14 protein-coding genes and 1 tRNA gene are annotated in these 15,067 nt (G+C 72.3%); 7 read left to right on the top strand and 8 right to left on the bottom strand.

Features of this window, described 5'->3' with window-relative positions; genetic code table 11:
- Window positions 1–115: 115 nt before the first annotated feature.
- The 3 genes from SS2_RS15265 to otsA form a co-directional block, all read right to left on the bottom strand.
- Window positions 116–1,243, bottom strand: a complete 1,128-nt coding sequence (locus tag SS2_RS15265; RefSeq protein WP_066465589.1) for an ABC transporter ATP-binding protein — start codon at window positions 1,241–1,243, stop codon at window positions 116–118.
- Window positions 1,244–1,394: 151 nt separating this feature from the next.
- The gene (gene otsB, locus SS2_RS15260) at window positions 1,395–2,249 is read right to left on the bottom strand and encodes a trehalose-phosphatase (RefSeq protein WP_245643630.1); all 855 of its coding nucleotides are present in this window, start codon (window positions 2,247–2,249) and stop codon (window positions 1,395–1,397) included.
- The gene (gene otsA / locus SS2_RS15255; protein WP_083942298.1) at window positions 2,246–3,703 is read right to left on the bottom strand and encodes an alpha,alpha-trehalose-phosphate synthase (UDP-forming); all 1,458 of its coding nucleotides are present in this window, start codon (window positions 3,701–3,703) and stop codon (window positions 2,246–2,248) included. The genes otsB and otsA overlap by 4 nt, the downstream gene beginning before the upstream one ends.
- A 99-nt stretch (window positions 3,704–3,802) precedes the next feature.
- On the opposite strand from otsA, the gene SS2_RS17795 reads away from it, so the two are divergent.
- From SS2_RS17795 to SS2_RS15240, 3 genes are all read left to right on the top strand, one after another.
- Entirely contained in the window at window positions 3,803–5,686 is a 1,884-nt protein-coding gene (locus SS2_RS17795; RefSeq protein ID WP_066465587.1) for a serine/threonine-protein kinase, read from the top strand.
- A 47-nt stretch (window positions 5,687–5,733) separates the two neighbouring features.
- Entirely contained in the window at window positions 5,734–6,582 is an 849-nt protein-coding gene (locus SS2_RS15245) for a DsbA family protein (protein ID WP_066465585.1), read from the top strand.
- Between the two features lie 131 nt (window positions 6,583–6,713).
- Window positions 6,714–6,789 (top strand) — tRNA-Thr (locus SS2_RS15240).
- A gap of 43 nt (window positions 6,790–6,832) precedes the next feature.
- Here SS2_RS15240 and SS2_RS15235 read toward each other — a convergent pair.
- Both SS2_RS15235 and SS2_RS15230 read right to left on the bottom strand, forming a co-directional pair.
- Complete coding sequence (locus SS2_RS15235) at window positions 6,833–7,270, bottom strand: GIY-YIG nuclease family protein (RefSeq protein ID WP_066465583.1); 438 nt, start codon at window positions 7,268–7,270, stop codon at window positions 6,833–6,835.
- Between the two features lie 9 nt (window positions 7,271–7,279).
- Complete coding sequence (locus SS2_RS15230; protein WP_066465580.1) at window positions 7,280–7,915, bottom strand: dihydrofolate reductase family protein; 636 nt, start codon at window positions 7,913–7,915, stop codon at window positions 7,280–7,282.
- Window positions 7,916–8,107: 192 nt separating this feature from the next.
- Between SS2_RS15230 and SS2_RS15225 the strand changes: the two genes are divergently transcribed.
- Window positions 8,108–8,701, top strand: coding sequence for an NUDIX hydrolase (locus SS2_RS15225; RefSeq protein ID WP_066465578.1), 594 nt, complete (start codon window positions 8,108–8,110; stop codon window positions 8,699–8,701).
- A 228-nt stretch (window positions 8,702–8,929) separates the two neighbouring features.
- Here the strand turns inward: SS2_RS15225 and SS2_RS15220 are convergent, their stop codons facing one another.
- A complete protein-coding gene (locus SS2_RS15220) occupies window positions 8,930–9,724 on the bottom strand; it encodes an SGNH/GDSL hydrolase family protein (protein WP_066465883.1) in 795 nt (264 codons plus the stop codon).
- Window positions 9,725–9,904: 180 nt separating this feature from the next.
- The gene (locus SS2_RS15215) at window positions 9,905–10,633 is read right to left on the bottom strand and encodes a uracil-DNA glycosylase (protein ID WP_217995612.1); all 729 of its coding nucleotides are present in this window, start codon (window positions 10,631–10,633) and stop codon (window positions 9,905–9,907) included.
- Window positions 10,634–10,780: 147 nt separating this feature from the next.
- Between SS2_RS15215 and SS2_RS15210 the strand changes: the two genes are divergently transcribed.
- The 3 genes from SS2_RS15210 (at window position 10,781) to SS2_RS15200 (ending at window position 13,407) form a co-directional block, all read left to right on the top strand.
- The gene (locus SS2_RS15210) at window positions 10,781–11,107 is read left to right on the top strand and encodes a DUF3263 domain-containing protein (protein ID WP_066465881.1); all 327 of its coding nucleotides are present in this window, start codon (window positions 10,781–10,783) and stop codon (window positions 11,105–11,107) included.
- Between the two features lie 149 nt (window positions 11,108–11,256).
- The gene (locus SS2_RS15205; RefSeq protein ID WP_066465574.1) at window positions 11,257–11,907 is read left to right on the top strand and encodes a LytR C-terminal domain-containing protein; all 651 of its coding nucleotides are present in this window, start codon (window positions 11,257–11,259) and stop codon (window positions 11,905–11,907) included.
- A 6-nt stretch (window positions 11,908–11,913) separates the two neighbouring features.
- A complete protein-coding gene (locus SS2_RS15200) occupies window positions 11,914–13,407 on the top strand; it encodes a phytoene desaturase family protein (RefSeq protein WP_066465572.1) in 1,494 nt (497 codons plus the stop codon).
- On the opposite strand, the gene SS2_RS15195 is transcribed toward SS2_RS15200, so the two are convergent.
- Window positions 13,388–14,833: a glycoside hydrolase family 15 protein gene (locus SS2_RS15195; RefSeq protein WP_066465571.1), complete on the bottom strand. Its 1,446-nt coding sequence runs from the start codon at window positions 14,831–14,833 to the stop codon at window positions 13,388–13,390. The two genes, SS2_RS15200 and SS2_RS15195, sit on opposite strands and share 20 nt — an antisense overlap.
- Between the last annotated feature and the right edge of the window lie 234 nt (window positions 14,834–15,067).

Raw genomic sequence — 15,067 nt, 5'->3', positions numbered from 1 at the left:
GTGAGGACGCGACGGCGACCCGCGCGGGAGGCCGCCGCGAAGGCGGTGTGAGGGGGGAGACAAGAAGAGGGGCGGGTGCGGCTCGAAGCCAGCACCCGCCCCTCAACTTACGTCACTAGTTCGACAGACGCAGACCCGTGCTCGGGGAGAAGACGTGCTCCTGGCCGGGGCGGATCGCCACGTGGATGCGCTCGCCCTTGCCCGGCGCGGTGCGCGGGTTGATGCGGACGATGACCTCGTGGTCACCGGCCGTGGGGGAGGCCAGGTCAGCGCCGGCCAGGTCACCCTTGAGGGTGCCGTAGACGTACGCGTCGGAGCCGAGCTCCTCGACGATGTTGACCTCGACCTCGATGGCCGACGGGTCGTTCTCGGCGACGATGTCCAGGGACTCGGGGCGGAAGCCCAGGGTCACCTTGCCGTTGTCCTCGGCGGTGAGGCCGGCGACGGCCTCACGGGTGAGGGGGATCTGAGCCTGACCGATCTTGGCCACGCCGTTGACGACGTTGAACGTCCCGATGTTCATGGCGGGGGAGCCGATGAAGCCGGCGACGAAGACGTTCTTCGGGGTGTCGTACAGCGCACGCGGAGTGTCGACCTGCTGGAGGATGCCGTCCTTGAGGACCGCGATGCGGTCACCCATGGTGAGGGCCTCGACCTGGTCGTGGGTGACGTAGACGGTCGTGACGCCGAGGCGGCGGGTCAGCGACGCGATCTGCGTACGGGTCTGGACGCGGAGCTTGGCGTCGAGGTTCGACAGCGGCTCGTCCATGAGGAACACCTGCGGGTTACGCACGATGGCGCGTCCCATGGCCACACGCTGACGCTGACCACCGGAGAGGGCCTTCGGCTTGCGGTCCAGGTACTCGGTGAGGTCGAGGATCTTCGCGGCCTCTTCGACACGGCTGCGGATCTCAGCCTTGGGCTTGCCGGCGATCTTCAGGGCGAAGCCCATGTTGTCAGCGACGGACATGTGCGGGTACAGCGCGTAGTTCTGGAACACCATCGCGATGTCGCGGTCCTTGGGCTGGACGTCGGTGACGTCGCGGTCGCCGATGAGGATGCGGCCTGCGTTGACGTCCTCGAGGCCGGCGAGCATGCGCAGCGAGGTGGACTTACCACAACCAGAGGGGCCGACGAGGACGAGGAACTCGCCGTCTTCGACGTGGAGGTTGAGCTGGTCGACAGCGGGACGCTCGGTCCCGGGGTAGATCCGGCTTGCGTGGTCGTAAGTAACAGTTGCCATGAGAATTACAGCCCTTCACCGGCAGGTACGTGCCGGACGATCCGTTGTGAAAGGTGTCAGTAGCGTCGTCGCTGACACAGCACCCACCAGCGATGGTGTGAGCCAGGACTCATCCTGCCACACAAAAGCGGGTGGACGACGGGACTGTGACCTAGTCGTGACTGACGGGCCCGGACGGGCCGGTGCCCTGGGGGACGAGCGCCTCGGCGAGGACGGCGAGCACCTCCGCGGCGGCGTCGGGACTGGGGACCCGGAACCGTGCGGCGGTGTCCCCGGCGCCCACCTTGACGGTGAGGTCGTCGGGTCCCAGGACCTCGAAGGCGCGCTCGTCGGTGACGTCGTCGCCCATGTAGAAGACGGCCGCGGCACCCAGGTCCCGGCGCAGCGCGGTGAGCGCCTGGCCCTTGGACGTGGCGACCACCGCGACCTCGACGACGTCCTTGCCGCGCATCGTGTGCGCGCCCAGGGTGGTGCCGACGGTGTGCGCGGCGTCGGCGGCCTGTGCGCCCTCCTCGGTCGAGGCGAGACGGGTGTGCAGCACGGCCGCGGACGGCTTGTGCTCTACCCACGCCCCCTCGACGCCGGTCGCGACGCCCTCGAGGCCGGTGCGGACCTCGTCGAGCAGCGCGGCCTCGGCCTCGCTCAGGGCGAAGGGCCGGTGCTCGACGCCGGGCACACCGTCCGGAGAGGTGGCGACCACCTCGCCGCGCTCGGCGCCGTGGCTGCCGATGAGCAGGGTGCCCAGCGGTGCGCCGGACAGCGCGCCGAGGGACTCCAGGGTGCGGCCGGAGACCAGAGCCAGCCGCGCCCGGGAGGCGGGCGCGGCGGCGAGACGCTCGAGCGCGGCCGCGGCGGCCGGCGTCGGGCGGGAGGCGGACGGGTCGTCGCCCAGCGGGGCGAGCACCCCGTCGAAGTCGCTCGCCACGAGCAGCGGCCGCCCGGGGGTGGCCCGGGCAGCCAGCTGCTTGATCGCGGCGACCAGTCGCGGGTCCAGGGTGGTGGTCACTGTGATGCCGTCACCTCGAGAACCGGTTCCTGGGTGGCGGGGACCTCCGCGGTGCCGCCGAGGGCGGCGATGAAGCTCTCCGACCACTTCGCGACGTCGTCGGTGAGCACCTTGCGACGCAGCCGGCGCATCCGGCGGCGTTGCTCGCGCGGGTCCATGGTGGCCGCGCGGTAGATCGCGTCCTTCATGCCGTCGATGTCGTGCGGGTTGACCATGATCGCGCCGGCGAGCTCGTCGGCAGCGCCGGTGAACTCCGAGAGCACGAGCACCCCCGCGGTGTCCGAGCGGGCGGCCACGTACTCCTTGGCCACGAGGTTCATGCCGTCACGCAGGGACGTGACGAGCATGACGTCGGCGGCGAGGTAGAGGGCCGCCATCTCCTCGGGCGGGTAGGAGTGGTGCAGGTAGTGGATCGCGCTGTGCCCGATCTCCCCGTACTCCCCGTTGATCCTCCCGACGAGGATCTCCACGTGCTCGCGCAGCTCCTGGTAGGCCCCGACGTTCTCCCGGCTGGGGCTGGCGACCTGGACCAGGGTGCACTTGGCCGGATCGAGCCGGCCGTCCTGGAGCAGCTCGCCATAGGCCTTGATCCGGTGCCGGATGCCCTTGGTGTAGTCCAGCCGGTCGACGCCGAGCATGACGATCTCGGGGTCGCCGAGGTCTGCACGGATCTCCCGGGCACGGGCCTGGACCTCGGGGGAGCGAGCCAGCTCGTCGAAGCGACGCGAGTCGATCGAGATCGGGAACGACGCTGCGCGGACGGTCCGTGTGGTGCCGTCGGAGGCGTTCATCATGATGTGCTGCCCGCGCGTGGTCAGGTCGGTGAGCCGGCGCACCGCCTGGACGAAGTTCGAGGCGTCACCCGGGCGCTGGAAGCCGATGAGGTCCGCACCGAGCAGCCCCTCGAGCACCTGGCGGCGCCAGGGGAGCTGCTGGAAGAGCTCGAGCGGAGGGAAGGGGATGTGGTTGAAGAACCCGATGCGCAGGTCCGGGCGCAGCGCCCGGAGCATCTGGGGGACGAGCTGGAGCTGGTAGTCCTGGACCCAGACGATCGCGCCCTCGGCGGCCTGGCCCGCGGCTGCCTCGGCGAACCGCTGGTTGACCTTGCGGTAGGAGTCCCACCACTGACGGTGGAAGGCCGGCGGGGCGATGACGTCGTGGTAGAGCGGCCAGAGGGTGTCGTTGGAGAAGCCCTCGTAGTACCGCTGGATCTCCGTCTCGGACAACGTGACCGGGACCAGACGCATGCCGTCCGCGTCGAAGGGGTCAGCCTCCAGCCCCGGTGCGCCGGACCAGCCGACCCAGGCGCCGTCGGCGCCCTGCATCACTGGTTCGAGGGCTGTGACCAGCCCGCCAGGGGACCGCTGCCAGTCGACGGTCCCGTCCTCGGCCACTGCCATATCGACCGGCAACCGATTGGCCACAACGACGAGGTTGTACCCATCTTTACCCATGCATGATCAACTCCTTGGATTATCCCCAGGGTATCGACACCAGGGGAAACGTGCTTCGTGGAGCGGTCGTGACGTCGCTCTCAGCGTACGGTAAGCGTCATGGAGCGGATCGGCCTGGAGCCTGGAACTGAGATCGGCGGGTACCGCATCGTCTCGCCGCTGGGCGCTGGCGCGATGGGCGCGGTGTACAAGGCGGTGGACGGCGGCGGGAACCTCGTCGCCTTCAAGCTGCTGCACGCCCAGGTCACCGCCGACGCCGAGACGCGCCAGCGGCTGGGCCGCGAGATCAGCGCGCTGCAGCGGGTCCAGCACCCGGCCGTGGCGCACCTGCTCGACGCCGAGGCCGACTCCTCCGAGATGTTCATCGTCACGGCCCTCGTGGACGGACCCACCCTCGAGGCGGAGATCGCCGACGGCGGGCCGCTCGACGCCGTCGACCTCTTCGAGCTGGCCGACCAGCTCCGTGACGCCCTCGAGGCGGTGCACGCGGCCGGGGTGATCCACCGCGACCTCAAGCCCGGCAACGTCCTCATCAGCGACGCCGGCCCGGTGCTCATCGACTTCGGCATCGCGCACGGGATGGAGGACGCCCGCGTCACCTCCGTGGGCTTTGTCATGGGTACCCCCGGGTACCTCGCGCCCGAGCTCATCGACCGCGGCGACCCCTCCGCGACCACGGACTGGTGGGGCTGGGCCGCGGTGCTCGTCTACGCCGCGACCGGCCGGGCACCCTTCGGGGTACGACCGATCGAGGCGGTCATCACCCGCGCCCGCTCGGGCGAGCCGGACACCGACGGCCTGGGCCCGCTCACCGCGGCGGCGCTGCGCGGTGCGCTCGCACCCCACCCCGCGCAGCGCTGGTCACCGGAGCGTGTGGTGGCGGCGCTGCGCCAGGCCGCCGACCACGGAGACCCACCCGCGGCCGTGGAGACGGTCGGTCCGGTCGCCGGGGCGACTCAGGTGCTCACCGCGGCAGGCGCCGCGACCGAGGTGTTCACCGCCGGCCCGGCCCAGACCGAAGCCTTCGCGGCTGCGCCGGCCGCGACCGAGGTCGTCGACGGACGGGTCAACCGGCACGTCCCGTTCCCCGACGCGGACAACGTCACGCACACCTCGGTGCTGCCGACCACCGACCCGGGGCCGGTCCCCGGCCCCGGGGACACGACGGTGTACCCCTCCTCGGACGGGTACACCACGCCCTATCCGGCGTCTGCCGCCTCTCCGGCCCCGCCCACCTACCGCGCGTCCCCGCCCAGCCACCCCGCGTCCCCGGCTCCACCCAGCTACCCGGCGCCGGACCCCTACCCCTACGACCTGGCGAACCCCGACCCGGCCCAGCACGGCCCCGGTCCGGGCTTCCCGCCGCCGCCCGGCTACGCCGCCCCGCAGGTGCGACGTCGACCCTTCGCGGTCTTGGCGCTCGCGGTGCCGCTCGTGCTCGCCGGGGCCACCTACCCCGGCAAGGCGCTGGTGACCCTGCTCGTGGTGTGCGTGGTCGCCCGCGTGGTGGGGACGGTGCACTCCTCGTTCCACTCGCGGCGTCAGGCGCGAGGCGCGCGCGGGGGTGACGTGGCCCGCGCCGTGGTGCGCAGCCCGTGGCACCTCCTGCGGGCGCTGGTCGCCCAGGTCCCGTCGGTGCTCATCGCGGCGAGCACGGTGGTCATCCTCGGTGGGGTGACGTGGTGGGCGCTGTCCACCGACCGGGTGGTCGTCGGTGCCGGCGGCAACGAGCCGTGGGTCTTCGCCACGGTGCTCGGCGCGGCCACGGCGATCGCCGCGGTGCTGCTGTGGTTCGGACCGCTGACCTCCCTCGTGCGCCACGGCGCGCGGGTGACCCTCAACCGGGTGGCGCCGGGGTGGATCGGCACCCTCGTGATCGTGCTGCTCGCGGCTCTGGCCTCCTGGTACTTCCTCGACCTCGTCCAGACGGGGCAGCCGACCGACTGGACACCTCTTCAGGAACCCCCCAGTTTCGGACAGTAAACTCCGGCGGAGCAGGCAGGACCCACTCACGGAGGCAGTTGAACCCCATGGTTACGAAGGAACCTCAGCCGTCCAAGGCTGACCGTCGCGACGCCGCGCGCGCGCAGGCCCTGAAGTTGCAGCAGGAGCAGATCCGCCGGGAGAAGCGCACCCGCAACGTCATCATCGCCTCGGTCCTGGCCGGGGTGCTCGTGGTCGTCGGCATCGGCTACTTCATCATGAAGAGCGCTGGGCCGTCCGTGCCCTCGGGGATCACGGAGTTCCCGGCCGGTCTGGCTGTGCCCAGCGTCTCCGACGACGCCGGTGGCATCAGCTTCGGCCCGACCGGTGAGGCCGGCACCACCTCCGGTGACGACGCCGTCGTGGTCGACGTGTACCTCGACTACATGTGCCCCATCTGCGGTGTGTTCGAAGAGATCAACGGTCCTGAGCTCGACGAGCTCCGTGCGAACGGCGACATCACCCTGGTGCTGCACCCGGTCTCCATCCTCGACGCCCAGTCGCAGGGTTCCTCCTTCTCCACCCGCGCCGCGCAGGCCTTCGCCTACGTCGCCGAGAACGCCCCGGACAAGGCACTCGCCTTCAACGAGGCGATGTTCGCCCAGCAGCCCGGTGAGGGCACCTCAGGTCTGAGCAACGACCAGATCGCCGAGATCGCCACGAGCGTCGGCGTGCCTGAGGACGTCGCCGCCAAGATCGCGGACGGGACGTACAACAAGTTCGTCGACGCTCTCACCGAGATCGCCTTCAACAACGAGAAGCTCCTCAACGAGAACGGCAACTTCGGCACGCCGACCATCCTCATCAACGGCGAGCGGATCACGAGCAACTGGACCACCCCGGGCGCGCTCGCGGAGGAGATCGCCGCAGCCCAGACGGCGACCGTCGCTCCCTGACCCAGGGCGCCTCTCGCGCTGAATCCGCCGGGCCTGCCTGGCCGACCGCACGGTCGGTGAGGCAGGCCCGGCAACTTCCACGGCCGACGAAGTGACGGTAAGGTTCTCACCGCACGGACTCCGTCGTCCGCGCCGCCTTAGCTCAGCTGGTAGAGCACCGCTCTTGTAAAGCGAAGGTCGTCGGTTCGAACCCGACAGGCGGCTCCATCCACGCCAGGCCAGTCTCCTCCCGGAGGCTGGCCTGCGTGCGTCACTGGGCCTGTCGCCGGTTGAGGCGCGGCTGGTGCTGGGCGAGCAGGCGTTCCTCGAGCTCGCGTGCCTCCTCGGCCCGGGCGGTCTCGATCCAGCCCACCGAGCACTCGCGCACCCAGTCGTTGACGACCGCGACCTCCTTGACGTCGAGGGTGCGCAGGCGCTTGCGCGACGCCCCGGCCACGTCCAGCACGTGCTCGGCGACGCTACGACGGAAGGCGGACCGGGACAGGTCTGTGCTCGTCCCCAGGTGCGTGCGGATCCGGGAGCGGAGGCCACCTCCCGAGGCAGCCACCCCGAGGTAGACGACCCTGCCCTCGCGAGCCCAGGCGTAGACGCCGGGGGAGGAGGGGATCAGGTGGGGCGTGATCGAGGTGACGGGTGTGAAGGAGGGCGCCGGGACGGTGGGCCAGGGCCAGGACACGGGGGAGACCACGGGATCGTCCTAACCCTGCTCGTCGCGGACGGACATGTCGCCGACGGCGGGAGTCCCCTCGGCCAGCGCGTAACGCTGCTGCACCGCACCCCGCGGCGAGGTGACGACAGGTTCGAGGAGCCGGAGGTTCGTGGGGACCACCCCGTCGGCGAAGACCTTCTTGCCGCTGCCGAGGAGGATCGGGTACACCCACATGGTGAGTCGGTCGAAGAGCCGCTCGGTGAACAAGGTCTGGACGAGGTCCAGGCTGCCGATGACGTGGATGTTCTCGTGCCGACCGCGCAGCTCGCGCACCGCCCCGGGGACGTCCGGGCCGAGCATCGTGGACCCGGCCCAGTCGAGGGTGAGGTCCTGACGTGAGGCGACGTACTTGGGGATGCGGTTGAACAGCCGCGCGATGGACGCGTCGGCGCTGTCCTCCATGCGCGGCCAGTACCCGGCGAAGATGTCGTAGGTCCGCCGGCCCAGCAGCAGCGCGTCCATCCCCTCCATCCCGGCGCCGACCTGCTCCCCGACGACCTCGTCGAGCAGCGGCGCCTGCCGACCGCCGAAGGTGAATCCGCCGTCGGTGTCCTCCTCGGGACCGCCGGGGGCCTGCGCCACGCCGTCGAGGGTGGTGAACAGGTCGATGTGGATGAGTCCCATGGCACGCTCCGTCCCTCTCGACCACCCGCTGCTGCGCTCCTCCGAGGCTGTCACGCCCCCCACCGCACAGCAACCGCTGCCCTCGCTCCCGCCGAGCTCGTGAGCCACGGCTGCGGCTCGGGCCGGAACGCTGCTGGCTCACGAGCTCGCGGCGCGGGTGGGGCGGGTGGCGGAGGGGGATAGGGTTCCGGGATGGACGACGTCGCTGCGCTCGAGACCCGGAACCGCTCTGCCGAGCTCCTCGACGATCTGGGGAGCTGGTCACCGGTGGCCCCGGGGCAACGGACGCTGCTGAGCGAGTACGAGAGCTTTGTCGCCGCACGCGGGGAACGGGCGCTCGACCGTGACGGCGGACCTGAGCACGTGACCGGCAGCGCCTTCGTCGTCACTGCGGATCTCACCCAGGTGCTGCTGTGCTTCCACCGCAAGGGTCAGTTCTGGGTGCAGCTCGGCGGTCACGTCGAGCGGACGGACGCCTCCCTCGCCCACGCGGCGCTGCGCGAGGCGCACGAGGAGAGCGGGCTGTCTGACCTGTCGCTGCTGCGCCCGGGTCCGGTGGACCTCGACCGGCACGGCCTCGGTGACGGCTTCGGGAGGTGCGCGGTCCACTGGGACGTGGGCTACGCCGTCGTCGCCCGCGGCGACCTGGAGCCGTCGGTCAGCGACGAGAGCGAGGCGCTCGCCTGGTTCCCGATCACAGACCTGCCCGAGAACACTCCCGCCGGGTTCCCCCAGCGCCTGGCCGGCGCCCTCCACGAGCTCCGCACCCAGCCAGCAACCCAGTAGCTCCCCGCGCGCTCACGCTCCCGCGCGCTCACGCTCCCGCGAGCCACGCCCCGCGAGCGCGCGATCTCTCTCGCCGAACTCGTGAGTCGGCTCGCGAACTCGTGAGCGAGGGATGAATCGTGCCCCGCGATCGCCCCTCGCTCACGAGTTCGGCGGAGGGCTCACGAGTTGGGCGGAGGGCTCACGAGTTGGGCGGAGGGGGCGCGAGGTGGGCGGGCCGTCGCGGGGTCAGCCGAAGGGGGTGAGCTCGGGGTACTTCGCGGTGCGGGTGTCTCCGGAGGACTGGCGGCGGAGCCGGCGGGTGGCCCAGGGGTAGACGTGCTGGCGCAGCCACTGGGCGTTCTCGCGCACCCACTCGATGCGGGGGACCCCCGGGAGGCGGGTCAGCGGATCGTCCCAGGCCTCGTCGTCGGGCACCTGGTCGAGGCCGACCAGCGCCGCCTGGGACACCCGGCGGTGGCCCTCGGGGGTGAGGTGGATGCGGTCGGGTGACCACATCCGCGCGTCCTTGAGGGAGCGCATGCCCCACACGTCCATGACGTAGGCGCCGTGCCGGTGGGCGATCGACCAGATGAGGGAGTTGAAGATTCCTACCCGGCCGCGGGTCATGGACACCAGCGGGCTCTCGGCGGTGTCGAAGCCCGTGCTCAGCAGGACGTCCGCGCCGGTCTCCCGGATCCGCACGACGGCGTCCTCGAGGTTGCGGGCGATCCAGTCGATGTCGATCGTGGGTCGCAGGATGTCGTTGCCGCCACCGACCAGGCTGACCAGGTCCGGCTTCATCTCCAGGGCGGCGGGCAGCTGGTCGACGATGATCGAGCGCATGAGGCGCCCGCGGATCGCCAGGTTGGCGTAGAGCAGCGGGTCCTGGCCGGCGTCGATGCGCCGGTGGGAGAGGTTCTGGGCGAGCAGGTCCGCCCAGCCGCGGCAGTGCGTGTCGTCGTCGGGGTGCAGGTCCCACAGGCCCTCGGTGAAGGAGTCGCCGATGGCCACGAAGCTCGACCACGGTCCCGGCGCCGGCAGGCGCTCGCCGCCGTCGGTCGAGGGGTGCGGCGGGTCCGACGGCTGCGCCGAGGACGTCACGGAGGCGGGCACGGCGACCGCAGGGACTGAGGCGGGGACTGAGGTGTTGTCGACGTCGTTCACCTCTTCATTCTGACCCACGCCACGCGGTGGGGCCGTCCGGCCAGACGAGCAGCGCCGTCAGAAGAGCAGGTCCTCCGTGGTGCCCGCGGAGGGCAGCGTCCAGTCGACCGGCTCCCCGCCCTGCGCCACCAGCAGCTCGTTGACCCGCGAGAAGGGCCGGGAACCGAAGAAGCCGCGCCGGGCGGACAACGGGCTCGGGTGAGCGCTGGCCACGATCGGCACCGACCCCAGCAGCGGGGTGAGGGCCTGCGCGTCACGTCCCCAGAGCACCGCCACGAGCGGCCCGCCGCGCTCGACGAGGGCCGTCACGGCGCGATCGGTCACCGCTTCCCAGCCCAGTCCCCGGTGCGACCCGGCCTCCCCGGCGCGCACCGTCAGCACCCGGTTGCACAGCAGCACCCCCTGCTCCGCCCACGGGGTCAGGTCGCCGGTCGCCGGCTCGGGGGCGCCGACGTCGGACCGCAGCTCGGTGACGATGTTCTGCAGCGAGCGCGGCAGTGGCCGCACGTGCGGCTGGACCGAGAAGGACAACCCCATCGCGTACCCCGGAGTCGGGTACGGGTCCTGCCCGACGACGAGGACGCGGACCCGGGAGAGCGGCTCCCGGAAGGCGCGCAGCACCGCGTCACGCTCAGGGAGCACCGACGGCGCGGCCCCAGCAGGCCCGCGGCCAGAGCCGTCCTGCGGGGCGGGCGGCAGCAGCCGAGCGTCCAGGTCGTCGATGAGTGAGGAGACCGGTGCCAGGGCGGCGGCCCAGTCGGGAGCGACGGCGTCGAGGAGGGACATCCGTCGAGGGTCGCAGATGAATGACCGCCGTGTCATTCGCCGTAGACTGCACGGAGAGGCCACCCAGACCCCGGCCGGTCCGCGAGGTGAGGATTCCCCGTCAGGACGCAGGCTCGCGAGTGAGGACAAGTGCAGGTGGGAGTCATGATGTTCGAGGAAGCTGCAGAACCGGACGCCGCAGAGCCAGACGCCGCAGAGCCAGACGCCGCAGAGCCAGACGCCGTAGAACCGGCCCTGAGCGAGCGCGACACCGCGATCCTCGCCTTCGAGAAGCAGTGGTGGAAGTACGCCGGTGCCAAGGAGCAGGCCATCCGCGAGCTCTTCGACCTGTCCGCCACGCAGTACTACCAGGTGCTCAACACCCTGCTGGACTCCCCGGCCGCGCTGACCGCCGAGCCCATGCTCGTCAAGCGCCTGCGCCGGATGCGCGCCAGCCGCCAGCGCGACCGCACGCAGCGACGCAACCAGGCCTGAGCCCCGCCGGAGCGCCCGGCGGGCGCGTCGATCCGGCGTCTGACCTGCGGCCGCGCACCTGCACCGCCTCACTGGGGCGTGCCGAGAGCGTCGCCGCTGCTCCCGCGCGTGCGTCGAAGATCACGGGCGGCACCGGCTAACCTTGGCCCGTGAGCAAGCCGACGACGAAGTATCCCGAGGACGAGTTCGACCGCGTGGACCCCGACGCCGCACCCGCAGGGGCGCACCGGGCACCCAGGTCGCGCTGGAGCCGGACCGCGCCGTACCTCATCGTCGTCGCGGTCTCCGCGGCGCTCGCGGTGGGGCTCGTGTACTACTACTCCCAGTCGCCGACCTCGCGGTTGAACGCCGATCCGACGCCCTCCGTCTCCGCGGAGCCGAGCGCGCCGACCGAAGGGACCGACCCGGACGCCGGAGAGGTCACCGGCGTCGAGACCCCGGATGCCACCGAGCCCACGGAACCGGTCGAGCCTGAGGTCCCCGTCGAGCCGGAGACCCCGGTCGAGCCGCCGGCCCCCGTCGCCGACACCGCCACCCCGGTGCGGGTGCTCAACGCGACCAGCCGCCAGGGTGTGGCAGCCGGTGCGGCCGAGACGCTCGCCGAGGCCGGCTGGACCGACGTCGTCGCTGACAACTTCACCGGAACCCGCCCGTCGGGCTCCCTCGTCTACTACAAGGACGCCGACAGCGAGGACGAGGCCCGTGAGGTCGCCCAGCTGCTGGGCATCACCGAGGTGCTCGAGGCCCCCAACCTCGTCGGACCGGTCTCCGTCGTGCTCGCTGGATCGTTCGGGAGCTAGCCCGCCATGGCCGGCTGGGACGTGGTGGTCGTCGGCTCCGGGCCCAACGGGCTCGCGGCCGCGGTGACCCTCGCCCGAGCCGGTCTGTCCGTCCTGGTCCTCGAGGCTGCTGCCACCCCGGGCGGCGGCGCCCGGACCGAGTGGCTCGGCCTGGCCGACGGCGTCGAGCACGACCTGTGCTCAGCCGTGCACCCCCTGGCCCTCGCGTCCCCGTTCTTCCAGGCCTTCGACCTGGCTGCGCGCGGGGTCGAGCTGCTCCTGCCGCAGGTGCAGTACGCCCACCCGCTGGACGGCGGGCGGGCCGGGATCGCCTACCGCGACCTCGAGCGCACCGCCGCTGGGCTCGGCCGCGACGCCCGCGCCTGGCGCACCCTCCTGGGACCGCTGGCCGGCGCGCCGGACGCGACGGTCGCCCTCGCGCTCGGCGACCGCCGCCTGCACCGGATCTCCCTGCCCGACGCCGCCACGGCCGTCCGCGTCGGGGCGCACCTGGGCCTGTCCGTCGCCGAGCAGGGCAGCCCGCTGTGGGGTGTGCGGTTCGCCGAGGACGTGGCACCGGCGCTGCTGACCGGCGTCGCGGCGCACGCGATCACCCCGCTGCCCGGGCTGGTCGCCGCCGGGACGGCGCTGCTGCTCGGGTCCCTCGCGCACGCCGGTGGGTGGCCGATCCCGCGCGGCGGGTCGGGGGCCATCACCGCTGCGCTGCTTGCCGACCTCGCCGCGCACGGAGGTCAGGTACGCACCGGGGAGCTCGTCCGCGGCGCGCTGCCACCGGCCCGCGCCTACGTCTTCGACACCTCGCCCCTGGCCGCGGCGCAGATCCTCGGGGAGCGGATGCCGGCCGCGGCGGCCCGCGCGCTGCGGCGGTTCCGGTACGGCAACGCCGCCGCCAAGGTCGACTTCGTGCTCTCCGGCCCCGTCCCCTGGACGCACCCTGAGGTGGCCCTGGCCGGGACCGTGCACGTGGGCGGCGGCCGGGCGGAGCTGGTGCGCGCCGAGCGGGAGGTGGCCCGCGGCCGGCACGCCGTGCGTCCGGTGGTCCTGGCCTCCGACCCCACCGTCGTCGACCCCGGCAGGGCCAGCGGCGGGCTGCGGCCGTTGTGGACCTACGCGCACGTGCCGGCCGGGTCCGGCGTCGACCAGACCGAGGCGGTGACCGCGCAGATCGAACGGTTCGCCCCCGGCTTCCGCGACGTGGTCGTCGCGTCGCGGGCGCTGACCGCGCAGCAGATGGGCGAGCACAACGCGAACTACGTCGGCGGAGACATCGCGGCCGGGGCGGTCACCGCGTGGCAGATGGCCGCCCGGCCCACGCCGCGGCTCCCGCCGTACGGCACCGGGGTCGAGGGAGCGTACCTGTGCTCGGCGTCGACCCCGCCCGGTCCGGGGGTGCACGGCCTGGGCGGGTGGTACGCCGCCCGCCGGGTGCTGCGTGACCGCTTCGGGATCCGCGAGCTCCCCTCCCTCGCGCCGGTGGGCCTCAGCCGTCCAGGCAGCTGAGGGCGAGCAGCACGTTCGCGCTGGACCAGGCGAGCGGGGCGAGCTGGGCGGGGGAGCCGTCGAAGAGGACCTTCTCCGGGATGGACCCGGTCGTGGTGCGGTGGGAGTCCACCCAGCGCAGCCAGCCCAGGGCGGCCTCGCTCTCCTGGGAGCACGCCGCGGTCATGGCGAACACGGAGGTGGTGGGCGTCCAGGAGATACCGTCCTGCTTCCACCCGGCGCCGGGTGCGAGCCCGCCGCCGGCCCGGGCCATCGTCGCCGGTGCGGCGCGCCAGGCGGTGAGCACGTCGTCGTCGGCGGTCGCGGCGAAGGGCGGGAGCAGGAAGGCCACCGCGGTGTCGACGGCGGAGCCGCCCTTCTCTCGCGGGAAGGTGGGGCCGAAGGCGTCCTTGACCACCGCGTCGAAGGTCGTCGCGGCGGAGGCGGCGGCGCTCGCCCGGCGTGGTTCGTCGAGCAGGGTCATGAGGTCGCCGGCCCCGTGCAGGGCCATGAGCAGCGGGGCTGACGTCCCCAGGGTCGCCTTGCGGGTGCGCTTCTCCCAGTAGTCCGGGGACGCCGGCGGCAGGGCCGTGCCGTCCTTGGTCAGGGAGAGGATGTGAGCGGTGCTGCGCTCGATGAGCGGGGCGAGCGTGCGGGCCGCGTCCGCGCGACGCTGGGGGTCCTCGATGCTCGCGATGACGGCTGAGGCGCCCCACAGGGACCATCCGGTGGCGTCGGTCTGCACCCCGCGGTCGTCGGGCGGGCCGGAGGCGTCAGGCAGGTACCGGGCCTGGAAGGAACCGTCGGAGGACTGCACGCCTTGCAAGAATTCCAGGACCTCGAGGGCGTCGTCGGTGTGCCCGGTCGCGGCGAGGGCGACGGCCACGAAGGCGTTGTCCCGCGGCCAGGCGTAGCGCCAGTGCGGGGTCCAGCCGGCCACGACGGCGCCGTCGTCCAGGGTCAGGGCGTAGATGTCCAGGAGGGCGTTGGTGGCCATGTCCTCGAACTCCGTCCCGGCGCCGGGGACCGTGCCGGCGGCGAGCCAGTCACGCATCTCCTGGGCGGTGGCTTCCTCGGCCGCGGTCGCCGCAGACGGGTCGGTCACCGCGACGCGGCTGCCCTCGAGGAAGACGAGGCCGCTGCCAGGGGCCAGCGGGGTGCGGGTGCCGTCGGGGGCGACGGCCAGGCTGGTCGAGGCGAGCGGCACGATCGCGGTGGTCGGCACGGGGGTGAACGGCCCGCGCTCGGCCACCCAGGCACCCGCGGTGATCCCCGTCCCGACCAGGGTGATGACGACGCCGGACACGACCGCGCGACGAAGTCGCAGGCGGGCGGGGGCGGCACGGCGCGGGCGCCGGCCAGGCCGTGGCCTCGGGGTGCCGCGGACGGCGCTGGGGGCGGTGCCGGGGTCCGGGCCGACGTCGTTGTCCGGTGTGAGGAGGGTCACGACTGAACAGTATCCTGCGTCGGCGGCAGGCATTCCGCGTTCGGCGTACCGAGGATCAGGGAAAAGGGCGATGTCACCTTGCACTCTCGTGTGTCGAGTGCCAATAATGGCGTTAGCACTCTCATACTGAGAGTGACAGAAACACCGGTCGATCAGTGAGGTGCGGACCCGGCGGCGTGACATGAACGCCTTCGATCCTCGCCGTCCGTCGCGGGCGCCGCTCGACCACCACAC

It is taken from the genome of Sanguibacter suarezii NBRC 16159, from assembly GCF_001552735.1.
Classification (GTDB): domain Bacteria; phylum Actinomycetota; class Actinomycetes; order Actinomycetales; family Cellulomonadaceae; genus Sanguibacter; species Sanguibacter suarezii.
The sequence above is the reverse complement of the archived record's forward strand: the minus strand, read 5'-3'. Positions and strand labels throughout refer to the sequence as shown.